We start from the raw sequence: 21,134 nt of genomic DNA, 5'->3' as shown, positions 1-21,134 counted from the left end.
GGAGGCAGCTTATCGCTGGAATCGCGACCTTACAAAAAACTCTGCGGATCGATATCCACCTGTACCCGGACCGAGCCGCGCTGTTTCGGCCCGTTGGCCAGCATGGCGCGGATGAAGCCTTGCATATCGGCGCGCCGTTCACCCTGGATCAGCAGGCGGAAGCGGTGGCGGCCGCCGAGCAGTGACAGCGGCGCCTCGGCCGGACCGAGCACGAACAGGTCGGCGGCCTCGGGTGCGGCGCGGCGCAGGCCGCGCGCATGGCCCTCGGCTTCGGCCCGCGTCACCGCGCTGACGATGACACCGGCGAGCCGGCCGAACGGCGGCAGGGCCGCGCGTTCGCGCTCGGCGATCTCGCGCTCGTAAAAAGCCTCGGCATCGCCGGAGACGATCGCCCGCATCACCGGATGGTCGGGCTGGAACGTCTGCAACAGGCCGAGGCTCTTCTTGCCGGTGCGGCCGGCGCGGCCGGTCACCTGGCTGAGCAGCTGGAAGGTGCGCTCGGCGGCGCGCGGATCGCCATTGGCGAGACCGAGGTCGGCATCGACGACGCCAACCAGCGTCATGTTGGGGAAGTTGTGGCCCTTGGCGACCAGTTGTGTGCCGATGACGATGTCAGCCTCGCCATTGGCGATCGCTTCCAGCTCCAGCCGCAGCCGCCGCACGCCGCCCATCAGGTCGGATGACAGGACGATGGTGCGCGCGTCCGGGAAATGCGCGACGACCTCCTCGGCGATGCGTTCGACGCCTGGTCCGCAGGCAACCAGATGGTCGAGCGTGCCGCATTCCGGGCAGGCTTCGGGGCGGCGCTCATTGTGCCCGCAATGATGGCAGACAAGCTGGCCGCGGAAACGATGCTCGACCAGCCAGGCCGAGCAGACCGGACAGCCGAAGCGGTGGCCGCAGACGCGGCACAGCGTCAGCGGCGCATAGCCGCGCCGGTTGAGGAACAGCAGCGATTGCTCCTTCCTCTCCAGCGTCTGGCGCATGTGATCGAGCAGCACCGGCGACAGGAAGCCGCCACGCGCCGGCGGCGCCCGCCGCATGTCGACTGCCTTCAGGTGAGGCAGGGCCGCCTCGGCAAAGCGGGCGGAGAGCACCGCCCTGTTGTAGCGGCCCTGTTGGGCATTGACCCGGCTTTCGACCGATGGCGTTGCCGACGCCAGCACCACCGGAAAGCTGCCGATATGGCCGCGCACCACCGCCATGTCGCGCGCATTGTAGAAGACGCGGTCTTCCTGCTTGTAGGCGGGGTCGTGCTCCTCGTCGACGACGATCAGGCCAAGCTCCTTGAACGGCAGGAACAGCGCCGAGCGCGCGCCGGCGACGACACGCACGCCGCCCTCCGCCACTTGCCGCCAGACCCTTTCGCGCATCCGCGGCGGCAGGTCCGAATGCCATTCGCCCGGCTTGGCGCCGAAGCGCTGCTGGAAGCGCTCGAGAAAGGCATGCGTCAGCGCGATTTCCGGCAGCAGGATCAGCACCTGCTTGCCCTGGTCGAGCGCGGCCGCCACCGCCTCGAAATAGACTTCCGTCTTGCCCGATCCGGTGACGCCGTCGAGCAGCGCGACATTGAACACACCGGCCGCGACATTGGCGCGCAGCATCCGCGCGGCGTCGTTCTGGTCCGGCATCAGTTCCGGTGTCGCATAGCTGGTGTCGGGCGCGGCCACCACCGGGCGCGGCGGAATCATCACCGTCTCGAACACACCCTGTGCCCTCAAGCCGTCGATCACCGTCGACGACACGCCGGCGGCATGCGCCAGGCCGGACCGCGTCCAGGCAAGGCCGCCCTCGGCCGTCTCCAGCACGCGCTCTCTCGCCCCCGTCATCCGGTCGGGTGCCAGAAGGGTGCGCTGCAGCCCCTCGATCCATGGTTCGGGGTCAAAAGCCTCCGGCGCCCTGAGCAGCATGCGCGCCACCATGCCCGGCGGCGACAGCGTGTACTGCGCCACCCAGTCGACGAAGCGGCGCATGGCGCGGTCGATCGGCGGGCAGTCGAAGACCTGTTCGATCGGGCGCAGCTTTTTCGCATCGACCGTCTCGACCGCGCCATCCCAGACGATGCCGGCGACCTGGCGTGGGCCAAGCGGCACGCGCACGATCGAGCCCGGCACCACGCGCATGCCGATGGGCACGGCATAGGTGTAGGGACGTTCGGCGGGCATCGGCACCAGCACCGGTGCGGCTGCGACAAAGGGCGAATCTTGGATCATGAGGCGTGACCTTGCCCTGACTTTGGTCTAGATCAAAGCGCAACGCTGAACGTGCCTTTCCCAGCACGACGAAATCGTCAGGAGACCGCCATGAAATTTTTTGTCGACACCGCCGACGTCAAGGATATCCGTGAGCTCAACGACCTGGGCCTGCTCGACGGCGTCACCACCAACCCGTCACTGATCCTGAAATCCGGCGGCAAGATCGCCGAAGTCACCAGGGAGATCTGCGACATCGTCAAGGGTCCGGTCTCGGCCGAGGTCACCGCCACCGAATATTCCGAGATGATGCAGCAGGCCAAGGTCCTGGCCAAGATCGCCGACAATGTCTGCATCAAGGTGCCGCTGACGCTGGACGGTCTGAAGGCCTGCAAGACCATCCGCACCGAGATGAACCGCCTGGTCAACGTCACGCTGTGCTTTTCGGCCAACCAGGCGCTGCTCGCGGCCAAGGCCGGTGCGTCCTTCATCTCGCCCTTCGTCGGCCGCATCGACGACATCGGCATCGACGGCATGGAGCTGATCCAGGAGATCCGGCAGATCTACGACAATTACGATTTCCAGACCGAGATCCTCGTGGCTTCGGTTCGCACCGTGAACCATGTCAAGCAGGCGGCACTCATCGGCGCCGATGTTGTCACCGCGCCGCCGGCGACGCTGAAGGCGCTGGTCAAGCATCCGCTGACCGACAAGGGCCTGGAACTGTTCCTCGCCGACTGGGCAAAGACCGGCCAATCGATCGGCTAAGATGGCGATCGGCTGAGGTCACACCGCTTTCAACAAAAAAAGGCCGGGAAACCGGCCTTTTTTATTGCGCTTCCGAAGAAGAAGAAACGCCAAGGCCCTGCCGATCAATCGGTGCCGTCATCGTCGGGCGCGTTCACCTGCTGGCGCCGGCCCATGATGATCTCGCGCTTGCCGACATGGTTGGGTGCACCGACGAGCCCTTCCTTTTCCATGCGCTCAACCAGCGATGCGGCGCGGTTGTAGCCGACACCGAGGCGGCGCTGGATGTAGGACGTCGAGCACTTCTTGTCGCGCACCACCACCTTGACCGCCTCGTCATAGATGGAATCATTGTCTTCGGCTGCAACGGATCCCTTGTCGAAGACCGCGCCCTGATCGCTTTCGGCTTCTTCCTCATCCTCGTCGGCTGTTACTGTCTCCAGATATTCGGGGCGGCCCTGCGCTTTCAGATGCGCCACGACATGCTCGACTTCCGCGTCGGAAACAAACGGGCCATGCACACGCGAAATGCGCCCCCCACCCATCATGTGCAGCATATCGCCCTGGCCAAGCAGCTGTTCGGCGCCCTGTTCGCCCAGGATGGTGCGGCTGTCGATCTTGGATGTCACCTGGAAGGAAATCCGGGTCGGGAAGTTGGCCTTGATCGTGCCGGTGATGACATCGACCGAAGGGCGCTGCGTTGCCATGATCAAATGGATACCGGCCGCGCGCGCCATCTGCGCCAGACGCTGGATGGCGCCTTCGATCTCCTTGCCGGCGACCATCATCAGGTCGGCCATCTCGTCGACGATGACGACGATATAGGGCATCGGCGCAAGGTCGATTTCCTGCTGTTCGAAAAGCGGCTCGCCCGTGCCCTTTTCGAAGCCGGCCTGCACGGTCATCACGACCGTCTCGCCCTTGTCGCGGGCGGCAGCCGCGCGCTCATTGTAGCCGTCGATGTTGCGCACGCCGAGCCGCGCCATCTTGCGATAGCGGTCCTCCATCTCGCGCACCGCCCATTTGAGCGCGGTGACCGCCTTTTTGGGATCCGTGACGACGGGGGTCAAAAGATGCGGGATACCGTCATACACGGAGAGCTCCAGCATCTTGGGGTCGACCATGATCAGGCGGCACTCTTCCGGCTTCAGTCGGTAAAGCAACGACAGGATCATGGTGTTGATGGCGACCGACTTGCCGGAGCCGGTGGTGCCCGCCACGAGCAGGTGCGGCATCTTCGCCAACTCGGCGATGACAGGCTCGCCACCGATCGTCTTGCCGAGACAAAGCGCCAGCTTGCAGCTGGTCTTGCGGAAGCCCTCCGATTCGATCAGCTCCCGGAAATAGACCGTTTCGCGCGTCTCGTTCGGGAGCTCGATGCCGATAACGTTGCGGCCGGGCACGACGGCGACGCGCGCCGAAACCGCCGACATGGAGCGGGCGATATCATCGGCGAGGCCGATGACACGAGAGGATTTGACACCCGGCGCCGGCTCGAACTCATAGAGCGTGACAACCGGGCCCGGGCGCACGTGAATGATCTCGCCGCGCACGCCGAAATCTTCGAGCACGCTTTCCAAAAGATCGGCATTCTGCTCGAGCCGCTCCTGCGACATGTAGAATCCCTGACCCTCCGGTGGCTGCTGCAACAACTCTTCGGAGGGGAGCTGATAGGAATCGCCCGCCATTGAAGGCGCGATTTTGCCGGCCAGAGGCAAGCGTGGGGACGCGGCCGCGACCCGCACGGCGACGTCCCGACGCGGCACGATTGGCACGGCAACGGCGTCACTTGCGGCAGCGGGGACTGCAGCGACTTCGGCCTGCAGCGCATTGCTCGCCGGCACGTCGGGCTGCACCACAGCTTCGTTCGCGTTGGACGGCCAGACATCAGGCAAAGGCTTCGAGGGCCGGCCTGGAAGCCATTCGATGACACGAAACAGCGAGGTGGCGTCGGCCGCCATCGATGGGCGGCCGATACCGATCCGCGCAGCGGCGGCCGGCGCCGGCGTGGTCGGGCTGGCCGGCCGGGCCTGGGACGTAACGTCGACCAGATAGGGCGCCATGACCTCGAAGAAGGCGTGATCCGAAAGATGAGGCCAGCGCGGTGTCTCGGGGATGACTGTTTTGGTCGCGGCGCGGCCTGCCGGGACGGCGGCCGCGCGCGCGGATGCTCGTCCGGTTGCGGCCGTCATCGGAGATGCCGACGGAGCAGGTCGTGCCTTGTCGTTGGCACGCCCCGGCGCGGCATACGCCGCAGCCAGCGGCGACGTCCTTTGTGCGGCCGATTCGCTGCTGCCCTGCAACCGGGTTGTTTCCAAATTGCGGCTTTTCACCGAAGCCGGCAATGCCAGCAGCGAGGGCGCAAGTGGTGCCTCATCGACGACGGGCTGCGTGGCTGCCTGCTGCGCTGGCAGCGCGTCGGGAGCGTCTTGCTCGACGACACGGTCGCCCTGCTGGCGATGCTTCTTGGCCTCATAATCCGGCGTGCGTGTAAAACGCACATTGGGCGCGAGGAAGAAATATTCCTGCCAGGCGGGACTTTCGATGTCGCCGATTTTGGCGGACGCATCGCTGGTCCCAAGGCCACCCCTCGGCTCCATATAAGGCCGCCTGTTACCGCCGAGATCGACAAGCCGCGCGGAATAGCCGGCCTGTTGGGTGCCGGATTGCCGGCCGTCCTGTCCCTGGTGAGTCGGGCGATTATGGCCGCCTGTCGCGGCTGAAGCGGCTCGCTGACCGGCCCTGCCGCCATCGAAGCGCTCCACCCCGGGGTCATCGGGCGAAGTTGCCTTCAATGAATTGACCCGGTGAAAACGCTTGGATTCCATTCTCAAGACTCGCTCTGAAACGTTCGCTGAGCAATAGGGAGCGAGTGGTTAACAGTTGCTTCCCGGCGGCTCGATCGTCGACGATCTTGGGATAGCAATGTCATCGCACCGGTCGCAACGAGCGAGACCAGCACTTACACCGGTGGCGCGATCTGCCTGCGTGAACGACGAGGAGTGAGGTAGGGTATCTCTACGGCAATGTCCGATGGACTGGCTTTGGGCGCGTGATCGATGTCACCATTGCCCTCCATACCCGCGTTTTGACGCGAGTGCGTTCGAAACGATAACGCTAGCCGGCCTTGCCGTGCCTGACCAGGTCCTGGGCGATGGACAGCTGCAGCGCTTCGGCCAGCTCGCGCGCGGCACGGTTCTCGGCGTCGATCTGCGCCCGGTATGCGGCGAATTCCTGACGCGGCCTGTCGAAGGACGAGGTGATCGAGCGCCTGCCGGACGCGATCTTTGCTCCCGTTTTCGCGTCGCTAAGCGTATAGGTGGCGGTCAGCGTCACGGAACCGGCGGTCGGCTCGTCCTCGTCGGTTCCAACCTGCACGAGTGCCGAGGACTCGACGGCTTCGCCTACGCCGAGATAGAGCGAATAGACGGGCGACGCCGGTTCGCCGGCGCCTCGTCCAAATCCGAAGATCAAATTGTTGCGCACCTGCTGTCCGAAACGCGTGTTGACCGGCTTGATGGCGATCGACGCCAGCTCGGCGTTGGCGCTGCCGGTCGAGCCGGTCGACGACGGCGCGCTCGAATAGAGCGGCCGCACCGTGCAGGCCGAGGCCAGCGCAAGCGAGCCGAGCAGGCCAGCAAGCGCGACGCGGCGCAGCAAACGGCGCAGCTCTGTCTTTTCCCGATCAGGCAACGACATTGACGATCCTCTGCGGCACGATGATCACCTTGCGCGGAGCCTTGCCTTCGAGTGCTTTCTGCACGAAGTCGAGAGCCAGTACCGCTTTTTCGACCGCACCTTGGTCCGCGTCGCGGGCAATTGTCAAATCCCCCCGCTTCTTGCCGTTGACCTGTACCGGATAGGTGACGTCGTTGTCGACGACCAGTGCCGGATCGAAGACCGGCCACGGCCGTTCGGCGACGAGATCGGTGCCGCCGAGCGTCTCCCAGCACTCCTCGGCCAGATGCGGCATGACCGGCGCGATCAGGTGCACGAGCATCTCCACGGCCTGCCGGCAGGCGCCTTTCAGCGCCGCATCGGCCTTGCCTTCGGCCACCTCGCTGAGCGGCGTGGTCAGCGCGTTGGCCAGTTCGTAGATGCGGGCGATGGCGCGGTTGAAGGCGAGCTTCTCGATATCCTCGCCGACCGCCTTCAGGATCTTGTGCGCCGCCTTGGAAACCGCTCCAGCCTCGCCGTCACTGGCCGCCTCGGGCTTGATGCCGGCCAGCGTCTCGGCCGCCGTCGACACCAAACGCCAGACGCGCTGGATGAAGCGATGCGCGCCGGCGGCACCGTCGTCCGTCCATTCGACGTCGCGCTCGGGCGGCGAGTCCGACAGCATGAACCAGCGTGCCGTGTCGGCGCCGTAGCCGTCGGTAATGTCTTCCGGGCTCACCGTGTTCTTCTTCGACTTCGACATCTTTTCGAGCGGGCCGATCGTCACCGCCTCGCCGGTGGCGATGTCGATGGCGCGGTGCTTGCCGTCGACCTCTTCCAGCCTGACCTCGGTGGGCGCCAGCCAGCGGCCATTCGATGCCGAGCCGACGCGATAGGTCTCGTGCACCACCATGCCTTGCGTGAACAGGCCCTTGAACGGCTCGGCCAGATCGACATGGCCGGTCTCGCGCATGGCGCGGGTGAAGAAACGCGAATAGAGCAGATGCAGGATCGCGTGCTCGATACCGCCAATATACTGGTCGACCGGCAGCCATTCGTTGGCCGCCCTGGGATCGGTCGGCTCATGCGCCCATGGCGCCGTGAAGCGGGCGAAATACCACGACGAATCGACGAACGTGTCCATCGTGTCGGTTTCGCGACGCGCATCCTTGCCGCATTGCGGGCATTTGACCTGGCGCCAGGTCGGATGGCGGTCGAGCGGATTGCCAGGCCGGTCGAAATCGACATCGTCGGGCAGCTTGACCGGCAGGTCGGCCTTCGGCACCGGCACCACGCCGCAATCCTCGCAATGGATCATCGGGATCGGGCAGCCCCAGTAGCGCTGGCGCGAAATGCCCCAGTCACGCAGGCGGAAATTCACCTTGCGCTCGGCCATCGGCCGGTTGCCGATGGTCTTCTGCTCCAGCAGTGTCGCGACCTCGTCGAACGCCTGGGCCGGCTTCATGCCGTCGAGGAAGCGCGAATTGATCATCACGCCGTCGCCGACATAGGCTTCATCGATGATCTGGAAGCTCGCCGGATTCTCAGCCTCCGGCATCACCACCGGGATTACCGGCAGGCCGTATTTGTTGGCGAAGTCGAGGTCGCGCTGGTCGCCGGACGGACAGCCGAAGATGGCGCCGGTGCCGTATTCCATCAGCACGAAATTGGCGACATAGACCGGCAGCGTCCAGCTGTCGTCAAACGGATGAACGACGCGGATGCCGGTGTCGAAACCCTTCTTCTCGGCCGTCTCCAGCGCCGCCACCGAGGTGCCCATATGGCGGACCTCGTCGATGAACTTGGCCAGCGCCGGATTGGTCTCGGCGGCCTTCTTGGCCAGCGGATGATCGGCGGCGACAGCCATGAAGGAGGCCCCGAAGATGGTGTCGGGCCTTGTCGTGTAGACTTCCAGTTCCTGCTCGCCGCCAGAAGCTCCTGCCAGCGGCCAGCGGATCAGCAGGCCTTCGGAGCGGCCGATCCAGTTCTGCTGCATCAGCTTCACCTTTTCCGGCCATTCGTCGAGGCCGTCGAGCGAATCCAGCAGGTCCTGCGCGAAGTCGGTGATCTTGAAGAACCACTGCGTCAGCTCGCGCTGTTCGACCAGCGCGCCCGAACGCCAGCCCCGCCCGTCGATGACCTGCTCGTTGGCGAGCACCGTCATGTCCTCCGGGTCCCAATTGACCTTGGAGGATTTGCGCGTCACCAGCCCCTTCTCGACGAAATCGAGGAACAGCATCTGCTGGCGGTGGTAGTAGTCGACGTCGCAGGTGGCGAATTCGCGCGCCCAGTCCAGCGACAGGCCCATTACCTTGAGCTGCTCGCGCATGGTGGCGATGTTCTGGTAGGTCCATTCCTTGGGATGGACCTTGTTCTGCATCGCCGCGTTCTCGGCCGGCATGCCGAAGGCGTCCCAGCCCATCGGATGCAGCACGTTGAAGCCCTTGGCCCGCTTGTAGCGCGCCACCACGTCGCCCATCGTGTAGTTGCGGGTGTGGCCGATGTGGATGCGCCCCGACGGATACGGGAACATCTCCAGCACGTAGTATTTCGGACGCGGATCGTCATTGTGCGCTTCGAAAAGCTTCCTGGCGTCCCAGGCCTTCTGCCATTTGGGCTCTGACGCGCGCGGATTGTATCGTTCGGTTGCCATGGGACGTTTTTCACTTAAAAGCATGCGGACTGCGGGCGACAGCTCGGCAGTTCATTGGATATGGTCCGGGTGTTCACCATGGTTTGGCAAACCCGTCAACCATATGGGTCTCGCGTCGGTCAAAAACGCGGATCAAAACAGCGGGATTTGCATATGGGTGACGCCGTTCAGCAGTTTTTCGCGGTCAAGGCGAAGATCGCCGCCGCCGAGCGCGAGGCCGGCCGCCAAGCCGGCACGGTGACGCTGGTCGCGGTTTCCAAGACCTTTGAGGCCGCCGACATAAGCCCGGTCGTCGAGGCCGGCCAGCGTGTGTTCGGCGAAAACCGCGTCCAGGAAGCGCAAGGCAAATGGCCGGCGCTGAAGGAGGCTTTTCCCGACATCGAACTGCACCTGATCGGTCCGCTGCAGTCGAACAAGGCGAAGGAGGCGGTGGCGCTGTTCGACGTCATCGAGACGGTCGATCGCGACAAGATCGCCGTTGAACTCGCCAGGGAAATCGCCAGGCAGGGCCGCGCGCCAAAGCTCTATGTCCAGGTCAACACCGGCTCCGAGCCGCAAAAGGCCGGCATCGAGCCCCGCGACGCCGTCGCCTTCGTCGCCCGCTGCCGCGATGGCCATGGCCTCGCCATCGAAGGCCTGATGTGCATCCCGCCGGCCGACGAGAACCCCGGTCCGCACTTCGCCTTGCTGGAAAAGCTTGGGCAAGAGGCCGGCGTCGCCAAACTGTCGATGGGCATGTCCGGCGACTACGAGACGGCGATCGCCTTCGGCGCCACCAGCGTCAGGGTCGGTTCGGCGATCTTCGGCAACCGCTGACACGCCGCGACCTTTGGGCCAGTCTGGCGATCTCGCTGTGCCAGGGATTGGAAACGAAACGTACCGTTCCTATTTGCTGGATGTCATCACGATTTTCTGGAGCCACCACCCATGCGTTACAACCAGCTTGGAAATACGGGGATGTTCGTCTCCGAACTTTGCCTCGGCACCATGACCTTCGGCGCCGCCGGCGAAAATGCCCAATGGGGCCTGATCGCCAGCCTCGACCAGAAGGGCGTCAACGAGATCGTCGCCCGCTCGCTCGCTGCCGGCGTCAATTTCTTCGATACGGCCGACGTCTACTCGTTCGGTCAGTCCGAGCGGCTGCTCGGCCAGTCGCTCAGGGATCTCGGCGTCGACAGGCAGAAGGTGGTCATCGCCACCAAGGTGCACGGCGCCATGGGCGACGGCCCGAACCAGCGCGGCTCGTCGCGCGGCCACATCATGGATTCGGTCGACGCCAGCCTCGAGCGGCTGCAGCTCGATCATATCGATCTCTATCAGCTGCACGGCACCGACACGGTGACGCCGATCGACGAGACGCTGCGGGCGCTGGATGATCTCGTTGCCAGCGGCAAGGTCCGCTATGTCGGCGTTTCCAACTGGCAGGCCTGGCGCATCGCCAAGGCGCTCGGCATCGCCGACCGCAAGGGCTTCGCCCGTTTCGAGACCATCCAGTCCTATTATTCGATCGCCGGCCGCGATCTCGAGCGCGAAATCGTGCCGCTCATCAACGAGGAGAAACTCGGCCTGATGGTGTGGTCGCCAATGGCCGGCGGTCTGCTCTCCGGCAAATACGGCCCCGGCGCGCCCGGCAATGGCGAGGGCCGCCGTGCCAGCTTCAACTTCCCGCCGGTCAACGAGGATCGCGCCTGGGCGGCCGTCGCCATCATGCGCGAGATCGCCAGCAAGCACGATGTCAGCGTTGCCACGGTGGCGCTCGGCTATGTCCTGGCCAAGCCTTTCGTGATGAGCGTCCTCATCGGCGCCAGCCGCATGGAACAGCTCGAGCAGAACCTCGCCGCCACTGAAGTGAAGCTCGACACCGACGATCTCCTCCGTCTCGACGAGGTCAGCGCCTTGCCGGCCGAATATCCCGGCTGGATGGTGGAGCGCCAGGCCGCGGGCCGGCGCCCGGCGCCGTTCACGCCGAAAGCATAGAAGCTGCCAGCACAGACTATCTCGGGAGCCCGGCGGCTCCCGAGAGCCTTCTCACGTCAGGTCAGCCGCACGCTCTCTCCCAGAAAATCCAGAAAGGCCCGCACCCGCGCCGGCAGATGCCGGCCCTGGCCGACATAGACGGCGTGGGTGGCTTCCTCGTCGCCCGGATTGAAATCCTCAAGCAACCGCACCAGCCGGCCCGCCGCTATATCGGCCGCCACGTGCCAGTACGCCAGCCGGGCGATGCCGGCGCCCGCCAGCGCCATCAGCCGCATCGCCTCGCCGTCGCTGACCAGCGTGTTGCCGGTGATCGGAACCATGATGGCGTTTCCGGCCGCGTCGAGAAACGGCCAGCCGTCGATATGCCTGGCGAAACCGAAGCCCATGCGGTTGTGCCTGTCGAGATCGGTCGGTGTCAGCGGCGTGCCATGCGTCTCGAGGTATGAAGGCGCGGCAACGACGACCACCCGGCTTTGCCCCAGCTTGCGCGCCACCAGCCGTGATTCGCCGAGCGGCCCGGCACGGATGGCGACGTCGGCGCGTTCCGCCATCAGGTCGATGACGTTGTCGGTCAGCACCAGATCGACCGAAATCTCGGAGTAACGTTCGAGGAAGCGCGGCAGAAGCGGGATCAGCCGGTGCACCCCGAAGGGAACGTAGGTGTTGACGCGCAGCCGTCCGCGTGGCGCCGCACCTGCCGCGGCCTCCTGTTCGGCCGCCGCCATGTCGGCCAGGATGCGCAGACCGCTGTCGTAGAACGCGGTGCCTTCCGGCGTCAGTTGCAGCTTGCGTGTCGAACGGCTGACCAGCCGCGCGCCAAGCCGTGCCTCCAGCCGCGCGATCAGCTTGCTGACCGCCGACGGCGTCATGCGCAACGCGCGTGCCGCGGAAGAGAAACTGCCTTCCTCGACGACGCGCACGAAGACTTCGATCTCGCCGGAGCGGTTGATGTCGGGCCTGGCCATCTGTGAATCTATTTCATAAAAAATGTGCCCGGCGCAAGTCTGGTTCACAATGCATGGCGACACGATCTTTCGGGTCGGGGCGCAGACGGCGCTCTTCCTCATCGAAGTGGAACTCCGCCATGCCTCTTGCTCTTTACGCCCTTGCCGCCGGTGCCTTCGGCATTGGCGTCACCGAATTCGTCATCATGGGTCTGCTGCTCGACGTCAGCAAGGATCTCGGCGTCTCGATCTCGGCCGCCGGCCAGCTCATTTCGGGCTATGCGCTCGGCGTCGTCATCGGCGCGCCCCTGCTGACCATCGCCACCGGCAACTGGCCGCGCAAGACCGTGCTCCTGGCGCTGATGGCGATCTTCACGCTTGGCAATCTCGCCTGTGCGCTGGCGCCCGACTACTGGACGCTGATGGGCGCTCGCGTCATCACCGCCTTTGCCCATGGCACCTTCTTCGGCGTCGGCTCTGTCGTCGCCACCGGGCTGGTCGCGCCCAACAAGAAGGCCTCGGCGATCGCGCTGATGTTCACCGGCCTGACCATCGCCAACATCCTCGGCGTGCCCTTCGGCACCTGGCTCGGCCAGGCCTTTGGCTGGCGGGTGACCTTCTGGGCGGTAGCCGTGGTTGGCCTGGCGGCCTTCGCGGTCATCCTGGCTCTGGTGCCACGCAGCGAAGCAGCGCCGGAAAAGAGCGACCTGCGCGCCGATCTCGCCGTGCTGCGCCGCACGCCCGTGCTGCTCGGCCTTGCCACCACCGTGCTCGGCTATGCCGGCGTCTTCGCCGTCTTCACCTACATCGCCCCGTTGCTGACGCAGATCAGCGGCTTTGGGGAAGCAGCCGTGTCGCCGATCCTGCTCGTCTTCGGTGGCGGCCTCATCGCCGGCAATCTCGCCGGCGGCAAGGTCGCCGATCGTTGGCTGGTGCCGGCTGTGCTGGGCAGCCTCGTGGTGCTGGCCCTGGTGCTCGCAACCATGACCTTCGCCATCCACAGCCAGGTGATGGCCGTCCTCTATGTCGGCCTGCTGGGTGCCGCCGCCTTCGCCACCGTGGCGCCGCTGCAGATGTGGGTGCTGGAGAAGGCGCAAGGTGCCGGCCAGAGCCTTGCCTCGTCCTTCAACATCGCCGCCTTCAATCTCGGCAATGCGGCCGGCGCCTGGCTTGGTGGCGCGGTGATTGCCCATGGCCTTGGCCTCGGTGCGCTCACCTGGGTCGCCGCCCTGCTGCCGCTCGCCGCACTCGCCGTGGCGGGACTGGCACTGCGTCTCGACAGACATGAGGAGCGGCTGATCCCGGTTGCTGCCGGCACCGCCTCCATCAAGTGATGGCAACACCGAGATCCACCAACGGCAGACGCCCCGAAACCAGAACCCGAGAGGAGAACCTATGACGCATCCGATCCGCCGCACCACCGTCGCCCTTCTGGCAACGCGCCTGACGCTCGGCGCGCTCGCTTTGGCGGCTTTATCGATAGTCAACCCGGCAATTGCCGGCGAGAAACAGGATTGGGTGGGCACCTGGACGGCCAGCCCTCAACCGACATGGGGGGCCGATTTTGCCTTGCCGGTGAAAATGATGCCAAAGCTTGAGAACCAGACCATACGCCAGACGATCAGGACCAGCGTTGGCGGCAGGCGGTTCCGCATCGTCCTGTCGAACGAGTATTCCAACCTGCCGATCCAGATCGGTGAAACGCATGCTGCGATCGCCGGCGTGGAATCGAAAATCACCGCCGGCACCGATCGCGTCGTAACCTTTGGTGGCCAGGCCAAGGCAACAGTTCCGGCAGGCGCGCCTTTGGTCAGCGATCCGGTGGAATTGCCCCTCGACGCCTTGAGCCGCCTTTCGATATCGATCTATCTGCCGCAGCCCACACCGATCTCCACCTTCCATTGGGACGGCAAGCAGACCGCTTATGTCGGCAACGGCAATCAGACGGCTTCCGAAACAATCGCAGCCGCGCAGACCACCGACGCGCGTACCTTGGTCAGCGAGATCCTGGTCGATGCGCCGGCAAATGATGGCGCCGTCATCGCCATCGGCGATTCGATCACCGACGGCAATGGCGCCACGCTGGACGCCGACAACCGGTGGCCGGACGTCCTCGCCGAGCGTCTCGTCTCGAAGCAAGTGTCGGTGCTGAACGCAGGCATATCCGGCGCCAGGCTGCTGGACGATGCGATGGGCGTGAAGGCTTCGGCGCGCTTCGACCGTGATGTGCTGGCTCAGCCCGGCGCCAAGGCGGTCATCCTACTCATCGGCATCAACGACATCAGCTGGCCCGGCACGCCATTCGCACCTGGGAAATCCCTACCCTCCCTGGCGGCACTCACCACTGGATACCTGCAACTCGCAGCCCAGGCCCACGCCCACAATCTGATGATCGTCGGCGGCACGTTGACGCCCTTTGAGGGCGCGCTGAGCGGCACGCCGCTCGATGCCTACTACACGCCTGAAAAAGAAGCGTTGCGCCAGAGGGTCAACAACTGGATCAGAACCAGTGGTGCCTTCGATGCGGTCGTCGACTTCGACCTGCTGCTTCGCGATCCCGTGCACCCGACACGCCTGCTGCCGGAGTTCGATTCCGGCGACCACCTCCATCCGGGCGACAAGGGAAACCGGGCCATGGCCGAGGCCATCGATCTCCGCCGGCTGATCAGGAACTGAGCAGCCCGCAATTGACTTCATCCAGCAATTGAAAGGACAAAACCATGGACTATCGACGTCTCGGCGCGTCGGGCCTGAAAGTGCCCGCACTCTCATTCGGCGCGGGAACCTTTGGTGGCGCCGGCCCGCTGTTCGGCGCCTGGGGCAACAGCGACGCCAGGGAAGCGCGGCGGTTGATCGACATCTGCCTTGAGGCCGGCGTCAACCTGTTCGACACCGCCGACGTCTATTCGAACGGCGCTTCCGAACAGGTGCTTGGCGAAGCGATAAAGGGCCGCCGCGATGCCGTGCTGATCTCGACCAAGACCTCGCTGCCGATGGGCGACGGCCCGGCCGATTACGGCTCGTCGCGTTCGCGGCTGATCAAATCGGTGGACGATGCGCTGAGGCGCCTCGGCACCGATTACATCGACCTGCTGCAGCTGCATGCCTTCGATGCCGGCACACCGATCGAGGAGGTTCTGTCGACGCTGGACGAGCTCGTGCGCGCCGGCAAGCTGCGCTATGTCGGCGTCTCCAACTTTTCCGGCTGGCAAGTGATGAAGTCGCTGGCGCAAGCCGACAGGCACGGCTATCCGCGCTATGTCGCGCATCAGGTCTACTATTCGCTGGTCGGCCGCGACTATGAGTGGGAGCTGATGCCGCTCGGCCTCGACCAGGGCGTCGGCGCGCTGGTGTGGAGCCCGCTCGGCTGGGGCCGCCTGACCGGCAAGATCCGCCGCGGCCAGCCATTGCCGGAAAAGAGCCGGCTGCACGACACCGCGAGCTTCGGCCCGCCGGTCGACGACGAGCATCTCTACCGGGTCATGGATGCTCTTGACGCGGTGGCCGAGGAAACCGGCAAGACGGTGCCGCAGATCGCCATCAACTGGCTTTTGCGGCGCCCGACCGTATCGTCGGTCATCATCGGCGCCCGCAACGAACAGCAGCTGCGCCAGAATCTCGGCGCCATCGGCTGGACCTTGACGCCGGAGCAGATGAAAAAACTCGACGCGGCGAGCGAGGTCACCGCGCCCTACCCGTATTTCCCCTATCGTCGCCAGGAAGGTTTCGCCCGCCTTAACCCGCCGGCGGTTTAAACTCGCGATCGTTCATTTGGGCGGCAACGTTCGGGATTGGCCGACGCCTCCCAGTTTCGTCATCCACGGGCGAAGCAGGAGCGAAGCTCCGTCGCGGAGACCCGAGGATCCATGCCGTGACGGCTGTTGAGCAATGCGGCGGATCAGAATTCTGGACCGCAGCAACGCCGAGAGGTCGCGGCATGGATCCTAGGGTCTGCTCTCTTCGCTCCGCTCCTCGCTGCGCCCTAGGATGACGAAGCGATAGGCGTTCTGTCAATCGCCATGCATATCGGCCCGTCAACGGAAGCGAGCCTCAAAGCTTCTGCGCCGGACCCCCTAATGCAGCACGAACTCGCCGTCGACCTTGCGCCATTCGTTCGGCGCGATCAGCTTCTGGTGCGTGTAGACAACCGAATGCAGCGGGCCGTCGAGGCTGGTCTTCCAGAATTCGATGAACCGGATCAGCACCGGAAACTCCGGAGCGATGTCGTAGTCCTGCCAGATGTAGCTCTGCAGCAGATGCGGGTGATCGGGAAAATGGTACAGAATCTTGGCTGTTGTCAGGCCGTAGCCCCTGAGCATCAGGTCCATTTCGGTATGATCGTACATTGCAGCCCCCTGGGTCGATCTCCTTTCCTCCCGACATCGGATTGTGCGCTTAGTTATTTAACTGTCTATTGATTTTTCTTGATCGAAAACGGGTTTTCCGCGCGAAAACATACGGTTAGCAGCGACCGTGGCCGAGTGCTGATACAAGCAAAAAGGCCCCCTGCGGCATCCCGCCACGCAAACCCAACGTCTAATATTGCCGTAACGGAGGAACTGGTAATAATGCCGCCGAATTCGCGGCCGCTTCGCCGCGATCCCGCTGGCGTTTCAAGCCGGCGGATTGGTTTGGGAGGAAAGCGAAGAAATGTCCGAGGCTCATGTCCACCGCGTCCAGCCGGCGTGGAAGAAAAACGCGCTGATCGACAATGATACCTACCTGAAATGGTATGCCGACAGCGTCAAGAACCCGGACAAGTTCTGGGGCAAGCACGGCAAGCGCATCGACTGGTTCAAGCCCTTCAGCAAGGTCAAGAACACCTCCTTCGATGGCAAGGTCTCGATCAAATGGTTCGAGGACGGGCTGACCAACGTCTCGTACAACTGTATCGACCGGCACCTGAAGAAGCGCGGCGACCAGACCGCCATCATCTGGGAAGGCGACAATCCCTACGACGACAAGAAGATCACCTACAACGAGCTCTACGAGCATGTCTGCCGGCTCGCCAATGTGATGAAGAAGCACGGCGTCAAGAAGGGTGACCGCGTCACCATCTACATGCCGATGATCCCGGAAGCCGCCTATGCGATGCTGGCCTGCACGCGGCTGGGCGCCATCCACTCGATCGTCTTCGGCGGCTTTTCGCCGGACGCATTGGCCGGCCGCATCGTCGACTGCGAATCGACCTTCGTCATCACCGCCGACGAAGGCCTGCGCGGCGGCAAGCCCATCCCGTTGAAGGACAATACCGACAAGGCGATCGACATCGCCGCCAGACAGCATGTGATGGTCAAGAACGTCGTCGTCGTGCGCCGCACTGGCGGCAAGACCGGTTGGGCTCCTGGCCGCGACGTCTGGTACCATGACGAGATCGCGACGGTGAAGGCCGAATGCAAGCCGGAGAAGATGAAGGCCGAGGATCCGCTGTTCATCCTCTACACCTCGGGCTCGACCGGCAAGCCGAAGGGCGTGCTGCACACCACCGCCGGCTACCTCGTCTATGCCTCGATGACGCACCAATATGTCTTCGACTATCATGACGGCGACATCTACTGGTGCACCGCCGATGTGGGCTGGGTCACCGGCCACAGCTACATCGTCTACGGACCGCTCGCCAACGGCGCCACCACGCTGATGTTCGAGGGCGTGCCGAACTATCCGTCGCAGTCGCGCTTCTGGGAGGTCATCGACAAGCACAAGGTCAACATCTTCTACACCGCGCCGACCGCATTGCGCGCGCTGATGGGCGCCGGCGATGCGCATGTCACCAAGACCTCGCGCAAGTCGCTGCGCGTGCTGGGTTCGGTTGGCGAGCCGATCAATCCGGAAGCCTGGGAATGGTATTACAACGTCGTCGGCAACGGCAAGGTGCCGATCGTCGACACATGGTGGCAGACGGAGACCGGCGGCATCCTGATCACGCCGCTGCCCGGCGCCACCGACCTCAAGGCGGGTTCGGCGACGCGGCCCTTCTTCGGCGTCAAGCCGCAGCTGGTCGATGGCGACGGCAAGGTGCTGGAAGGGGCGGCGGACGGCAATCTGTGCATCACCGATTCCTGGCCGGGCCAGATGCGCAGCGTCTATGGCGACCACGACCGCTTCGTGCAGACCTATTTCTCGACCTACAAGGGCAAGTACTTCACCGGCGACGGCTGCCGTCGTGACGCCGACGGCTACTACTGGATCACCGGCCGCGTCGACGACGTCATCAACGTCTCGGGCCATCGCATGGGCACGGCCGAAGTCGAATCGGCGCTGGTCAGCCACGACAAGGTTTCGGAAGCGGCCGTCGTCGGCTACCCCCACGACATCAAGGGCCAGGGCATCTACTGCTATGTCACGCTGATGGCCGGCGAGCAGCCTGGCGAGGAGCTGCGCAAGGAGCTGATCGCCCATGTCCGCAAGGAGATCGGCGCCATCGCTTCGCCCGACAAGATCCAGTTCGCGCCCGGCCTGCCCAAGACGCGCTCGGGCAAGATCATGCGGCGCATCCTGCGCAAGATCGCCGAGGACGATTTTGCCACACTCGGCGACACCTCGACGCTCGCCGATCCGGCCGTCGTCGCAGACCTGATCGCCAACCGGCAAAACAAGAAGGGCTGATGCAGGGCGAGGCTTTGTTGGGCACTGTCACCGAGCTCTGGCGCTATCCGGCGAGTTCGCTTGCCGGCGAACGCCTGGACGCGATTTTGGTGGATCAGGAAAGCATCTACGGCGACCGCATGTTCGGTCTCGTCGATGTCTCCGACAACGAGATCGCGCGGCCGGACCGCGACGTGAAATGGCACAAGGTGCCGCGCATCCGCACCCGGCTGTCGCAGGCCCGCGCGCTTGAGATCGCCGTCCCCGACGGAGACTGGCTGGCTGCACCCGGCGCCGAGTGCGATCGCGCCGTTTCCGCCTATCTCGGCTTCGCGGCTTCGATCCGGCCGTTTCGGAGGGAAAACGCGGCGCCCGGCTATTCCGGACCGTTGACCGCCGAGCGTTACCGCAAGGCCCCGATCCACCTGCTCACCACGGCTTCGCTGGCACGGCTGAAGGCATTGCACCCCGAAGGTGTCCCCGACCCGCGCCGCTTCCGCCCCAACATCGTCGTCGACATGGCGCCGGTCGAAGGATCGTTCCCGGAGACTGAATGGATCGGCCGCAAGCTGGCGATCGGCGACCTGCACCTGACCATCTCCGAGCCGTGCCGCCGCTGCGGCTTCACCATCATCGCCCAGGACGGCTTCGACAACGACCCGGCCATCTTGCGCAATCTGGTCCGCCACAACGCGCACAATCTCGGCGTCTACTGCACGGTCGACCAGCCCGCCCGCGTCGAACTCGGCGCGCCGATGCGATTCGTCTGATCACCGGTAGAGATCCGCCCGCGTCGGCGGCAGGCCGCTCGAGCCGCGCGTCCGCTTGGTGACGACGGTCTGGAATATCTGCGCCGAGGCGCGTTCGAAAGTGATCGAACAGCCGGTGAGATAAAGCAGCCACAAGCGCGCCTTCGGCTCGCCGACCTCGGCGATTGCCTCGTCGAACCTTGCGTGCAGACGCTCGGCCCACAGCCTGCAGGTGCGGGCATAGTGCTCGCGCAGGTTCTCGATATCGTGGACGAGAAAACCATGCGCCTCGAGATTGCCGAGCGTCATGCCGATCGTGTCGACCTCGCCGCCGGGGAAGATGTATTTGATCAGCGCCTTGTATTCCGCGCCCTTGCGCAGCGTCTTCTTCGCGCTGCCCTTGCCGCGCCTGGTGATGGCATGGTGCAGATAGATGCCGCCTGGCTTGAGCAAGCGATGGATGGTCGAGAAATAGGTGGCGTGGTTGGCAAGGCCGACGGCCTCGAACATGCCGATCGAGGAGATCTTGTCATAGCTGCCGCTAACTTCCGTATAGGATTTTATGTCGATGGTGATCCGATCATCGAGGCCCTCGGCGCGGATGCGTTGGCGCGCCAGCAGGGTTTGTTCTTCCGACAGCGACACGCCGTGGCCGATGGCGCCATAGTGCTTCGCGGCATGGATCAGCATCGCGCCCCAGCCGCAGCCGATGTCGAGCAACCGCTCGCCCGGCTTCAGCCTGAGCTTGCGGCAGATATGGTCGAGCTTGTCTTGCTGTGCCTGGTCGATGCCGTTGGCGAAATCGGTGAAATAGGCGCAGGTGTAAACCATGCGCTCATCGAGGAAGTGCCCGTAGAACGCGTTCGAAATGTCGTAGTGATGCTCGATCGCCTGCTTGTTGGAACCGCTGACGAAGGGGTTGCGGCCGGCAAGATCGGCCCGTTGCGTCATCCGCTTTCGCGAGAACAGGACGGCGGGCAGGTCGCGCAGGATCGCCAGCTTCGGCAGCGCCTTCAACCTCAGCTTGCCCTGTGAGGGCAAGGCGTAGAGGTCGAACAGCGAGCCGTCCTCGACGTCGATCGTCTTGGAAATCCACATCTCGAGCAGCGTCGAGAAATTAGGCCGGCGGGCCAATTGCCAGACGATGTCCTGGTCGTTGATGGCCAGCACCGGACCGCCGGCGGGACCGATCCGTTCGCCGGTCCATAGCTTAACGGCAAAGCCCGGCTTCAGCGCTTCAACGACCGTTCGAACGATCCGCGCGGCCTTGTCGGTGGCGTCCATGCTTCCTCCCCGAAGCCAGAGCGCCAATGTTGTCTGTTTGCCCCTGGACTGCAAGCCGCCCCGTCTGGCCGCCCGTCTGGCCCGCCTGTCTGGAAAGACACACCGCCGGCTTTTTGAGGGTGACACCTTGCCATTTGCCAAATCAGACCCCATCATCTCCCACGTGTTCAACAAATCGAAAGGAGGTGATCCGATGTCGAGTGATTTCGTTTTCCAGAACGTGGCCTCAGCGGATTGCACTTTCGGGAAGCAGTCTTCCCGTTAAGGCGCGAGATGCGCGGCGGGTGACCTCAACGGTCGCCGCCATTGGCCGCGCCACGGACGGAAACACGGAAGGCCGCCGGCT

At 64.4% G+C, this 21,134-nt stretch carries 15 protein-coding genes; 8 read left to right on the top strand and 7 right to left on the bottom strand.

Annotated elements, in window-relative coordinates:
* Nucleotides 1-29: 29 nt before the first annotated feature.
* On the bottom strand, nucleotides 30-2,213 hold the full coding sequence (locus ACFSQT_RS05455) for a primosomal protein N' (protein WP_379017341.1): 2,184 nt from the start codon (nucleotides 2,211-2,213) through the stop codon (nucleotides 30-32).
* Nucleotides 2,214-2,303: 90 nt separating this feature from the next.
* Here ACFSQT_RS05455 and fsa point away from each other — a divergent pair, with 90 nt between their 5' ends.
* Nucleotides 2,304-2,960 carry a fructose-6-phosphate aldolase gene (fsa, locus tag ACFSQT_RS05450; RefSeq protein ID WP_379017340.1) on the top strand — a complete coding sequence of 219 codons (657 nt, stop codon included), beginning with the start codon at nucleotides 2,304-2,306 and terminating at the stop codon, nucleotides 2,958-2,960.
* A 104-nt stretch (nucleotides 2,961-3,064) separates the two neighbouring features.
* On the opposite strand, the gene ACFSQT_RS05445 is transcribed toward fsa, so the two are convergent.
* The 3 genes from ACFSQT_RS05445 to leuS all read right to left on the bottom strand — a co-directional run bounded on the left by ACFSQT_RS05445 (nucleotide 3,065) and on the right by leuS (nucleotide 9,249).
* Nucleotides 3,065-5,767, bottom strand: a complete 2,703-nt coding sequence (locus tag ACFSQT_RS05445; RefSeq protein ID WP_379017338.1) for a DNA translocase FtsK — start codon at nucleotides 5,765-5,767, stop codon at nucleotides 3,065-3,067.
* A gap of 289 nt (nucleotides 5,768-6,056) precedes the next feature.
* Nucleotides 6,057-6,638: an LPS assembly lipoprotein LptE gene (gene lptE, locus ACFSQT_RS05440; RefSeq protein WP_379017337.1), complete on the bottom strand. Its 582-nt coding sequence runs from the start codon at nucleotides 6,636-6,638 to the stop codon at nucleotides 6,057-6,059.
* Nucleotides 6,625-9,249 carry a leucine--tRNA ligase gene (leuS, locus tag ACFSQT_RS05435; protein WP_379017336.1) on the bottom strand — a complete coding sequence of 875 codons (2,625 nt, stop codon included), beginning with the start codon at nucleotides 9,247-9,249 and terminating at the stop codon, nucleotides 6,625-6,627. Before leuS ends, lptE begins: the two co-directional genes overlap by 14 nt.
* A gap of 153 nt (nucleotides 9,250-9,402) precedes the next feature.
* Between leuS and ACFSQT_RS05430 the strand changes: the two genes are divergently transcribed.
* Together ACFSQT_RS05430 and ACFSQT_RS05425 are read left to right on the top strand one after the other, a co-directional pair.
* Nucleotides 9,403-10,065, top strand: coding sequence for a YggS family pyridoxal phosphate-dependent enzyme (locus ACFSQT_RS05430; protein WP_379017335.1), 663 nt, complete (start codon nucleotides 9,403-9,405; stop codon nucleotides 10,063-10,065).
* A gap of 111 nt (nucleotides 10,066-10,176) precedes the next feature.
* Nucleotides 10,177-11,226, top strand: coding sequence for an aldo/keto reductase (locus tag ACFSQT_RS05425; protein WP_379017334.1), 1,050 nt, complete (start codon nucleotides 10,177-10,179; stop codon nucleotides 11,224-11,226).
* Between the two features lie 56 nt (nucleotides 11,227-11,282).
* Here ACFSQT_RS05425 and ACFSQT_RS05420 read toward each other — a convergent pair whose 3' ends face one another.
* The gene (locus tag ACFSQT_RS05420) at nucleotides 11,283-12,191 is read right to left on the bottom strand and encodes a LysR family transcriptional regulator (RefSeq protein WP_379017333.1); all 909 of its coding nucleotides are present in this window, start codon (nucleotides 12,189-12,191) and stop codon (nucleotides 11,283-11,285) included.
* Nucleotides 12,192-12,310: 119 nt separating this feature from the next.
* On the opposite strand from ACFSQT_RS05420, the gene ACFSQT_RS05415 reads away from it, so the two are divergent.
* The 3 genes from ACFSQT_RS05415 to ACFSQT_RS05405 all read left to right on the top strand — a co-directional run bounded on the left by ACFSQT_RS05415 (nucleotide 12,311) and on the right by ACFSQT_RS05405 (nucleotide 15,925).
* Complete coding sequence (locus tag ACFSQT_RS05415; RefSeq protein WP_379017332.1) at nucleotides 12,311-13,504, top strand: MFS transporter; 1,194 nt, start codon at nucleotides 12,311-12,313, stop codon at nucleotides 13,502-13,504.
* A 61-nt stretch (nucleotides 13,505-13,565) separates the two neighbouring features.
* Nucleotides 13,566-14,846 (top strand): SGNH/GDSL hydrolase family protein, encoded by a 1,281-nt coding sequence (locus ACFSQT_RS05410; RefSeq protein ID WP_379017331.1) that lies wholly within the window; start codon nucleotides 13,566-13,568, stop codon nucleotides 14,844-14,846.
* A 44-nt stretch (nucleotides 14,847-14,890) separates the two neighbouring features.
* Nucleotides 14,891-15,925 (top strand): aldo/keto reductase, encoded by a 1,035-nt coding sequence (locus tag ACFSQT_RS05405; RefSeq protein WP_379017329.1) that lies wholly within the window; start codon nucleotides 14,891-14,893, stop codon nucleotides 15,923-15,925.
* A 318-nt stretch (nucleotides 15,926-16,243) separates the two neighbouring features.
* Here ACFSQT_RS05405 and ACFSQT_RS05400 read toward each other — a convergent pair whose 3' ends face one another.
* A complete protein-coding gene (locus ACFSQT_RS05400; protein WP_379017328.1) occupies nucleotides 16,244-16,516 on the bottom strand; it encodes an usg protein in 273 nt (90 codons plus the stop codon).
* Between the two features lie 304 nt (nucleotides 16,517-16,820).
* Here ACFSQT_RS05400 and acs point away from each other — a divergent pair, with 304 nt between their 5' ends.
* Nucleotides 16,821-18,776, top strand: coding sequence for an acetate--CoA ligase (acs, locus tag ACFSQT_RS05395; RefSeq protein ID WP_379017326.1), 1,956 nt, complete (start codon nucleotides 16,821-16,823; stop codon nucleotides 18,774-18,776).
* Nucleotides 18,776-19,525: an MOSC domain-containing protein gene (locus ACFSQT_RS05390; protein WP_379017325.1), complete on the top strand. Its 750-nt coding sequence runs from the start codon at nucleotides 18,776-18,778 to the stop codon at nucleotides 19,523-19,525. The genes acs and ACFSQT_RS05390 overlap by 1 nt, the downstream gene beginning before the upstream one ends.
* On the opposite strand, the gene ACFSQT_RS05385 is transcribed toward ACFSQT_RS05390, so the two are convergent.
* The gene (locus tag ACFSQT_RS05385; RefSeq protein ID WP_379017323.1) at nucleotides 19,526-20,788 is read right to left on the bottom strand and encodes a class I SAM-dependent methyltransferase; all 1,263 of its coding nucleotides are present in this window, start codon (nucleotides 20,786-20,788) and stop codon (nucleotides 19,526-19,528) included. It abuts the gene before it with no gap.
* Nucleotides 20,789-21,134 lie beyond the last annotated feature (346 nt).

Origin of the sequence: Mesorhizobium calcicola, from assembly GCF_042682105.1 — a bacterium.
Classification (GTDB): Bacteria; Pseudomonadota; Alphaproteobacteria; order Rhizobiales; family Rhizobiaceae; genus Mesorhizobium; species Mesorhizobium calcicola.
This window is presented reverse-complemented; position numbering and strand designations above follow the sequence as displayed.

What these genes read in the sequence shown, in the direction of transcription:
- ACFSQT_RS05455 (WP_379017341.1), bottom strand. Translation starts at nt 2,213, where the DNA reads ATGATCCAAGATTCGCCCTTTGTCGCAGCCGCACCGGTGCTGGTGCCG.
- fsa (WP_379017340.1), top strand. Translation starts at nt 2,304, where the DNA reads ATGAAATTTTTTGTCGACACCGCCGACGTCAAGGATATCCGTGAGCTC.
- ACFSQT_RS05445 (WP_379017338.1), bottom strand. Translation starts at nt 5,767, where the DNA reads ATGGAATCCAAGCGTTTTCACCGGGTCAATTCATTGAAGGCAACTTCG.
- lptE (WP_379017337.1), bottom strand. Translation starts at nt 6,638, where the DNA reads ATGTCGTTGCCTGATCGGGAAAAGACAGAGCTGCGCCGTTTGCTGCGC.
- leuS (WP_379017336.1), bottom strand. Translation starts at nt 9,249, where the DNA reads ATGGCAACCGAACGATACAATCCGCGCGCGTCAGAGCCCAAATGGCAG.
- ACFSQT_RS05430 (WP_379017335.1), top strand. Translation starts at nt 9,403, where the DNA reads ATGGGTGACGCCGTTCAGCAGTTTTTCGCGGTCAAGGCGAAGATCGCC.
- ACFSQT_RS05425 (WP_379017334.1), top strand. Translation starts at nt 10,177, where the DNA reads ATGCGTTACAACCAGCTTGGAAATACGGGGATGTTCGTCTCCGAACTT.
- ACFSQT_RS05420 (WP_379017333.1), bottom strand. Translation starts at nt 12,191, where the DNA reads ATGGCCAGGCCCGACATCAACCGCTCCGGCGAGATCGAAGTCTTCGTG.
- ACFSQT_RS05415 (WP_379017332.1), top strand. Translation starts at nt 12,311, where the DNA reads ATGCCTCTTGCTCTTTACGCCCTTGCCGCCGGTGCCTTCGGCATTGGC.
- ACFSQT_RS05410 (WP_379017331.1), top strand. Translation starts at nt 13,566, where the DNA reads ATGACGCATCCGATCCGCCGCACCACCGTCGCCCTTCTGGCAACGCGC.
- ACFSQT_RS05405 (WP_379017329.1), top strand. Translation starts at nt 14,891, where the DNA reads ATGGACTATCGACGTCTCGGCGCGTCGGGCCTGAAAGTGCCCGCACTC.
- ACFSQT_RS05400 (WP_379017328.1), bottom strand. Translation starts at nt 16,516, where the DNA reads ATGTACGATCATACCGAAATGGACCTGATGCTCAGGGGCTACGGCCTG.
- acs (WP_379017326.1), top strand. Translation starts at nt 16,821, where the DNA reads ATGTCCGAGGCTCATGTCCACCGCGTCCAGCCGGCGTGGAAGAAAAAC.
- ACFSQT_RS05390 (WP_379017325.1), top strand. Translation starts at nt 18,776, where the DNA reads ATGCAGGGCGAGGCTTTGTTGGGCACTGTCACCGAGCTCTGGCGCTAT.
- ACFSQT_RS05385 (WP_379017323.1), bottom strand. Translation starts at nt 20,788, where the DNA reads ATGGACGCCACCGACAAGGCCGCGCGGATCGTTCGAACGGTCGTTGAA.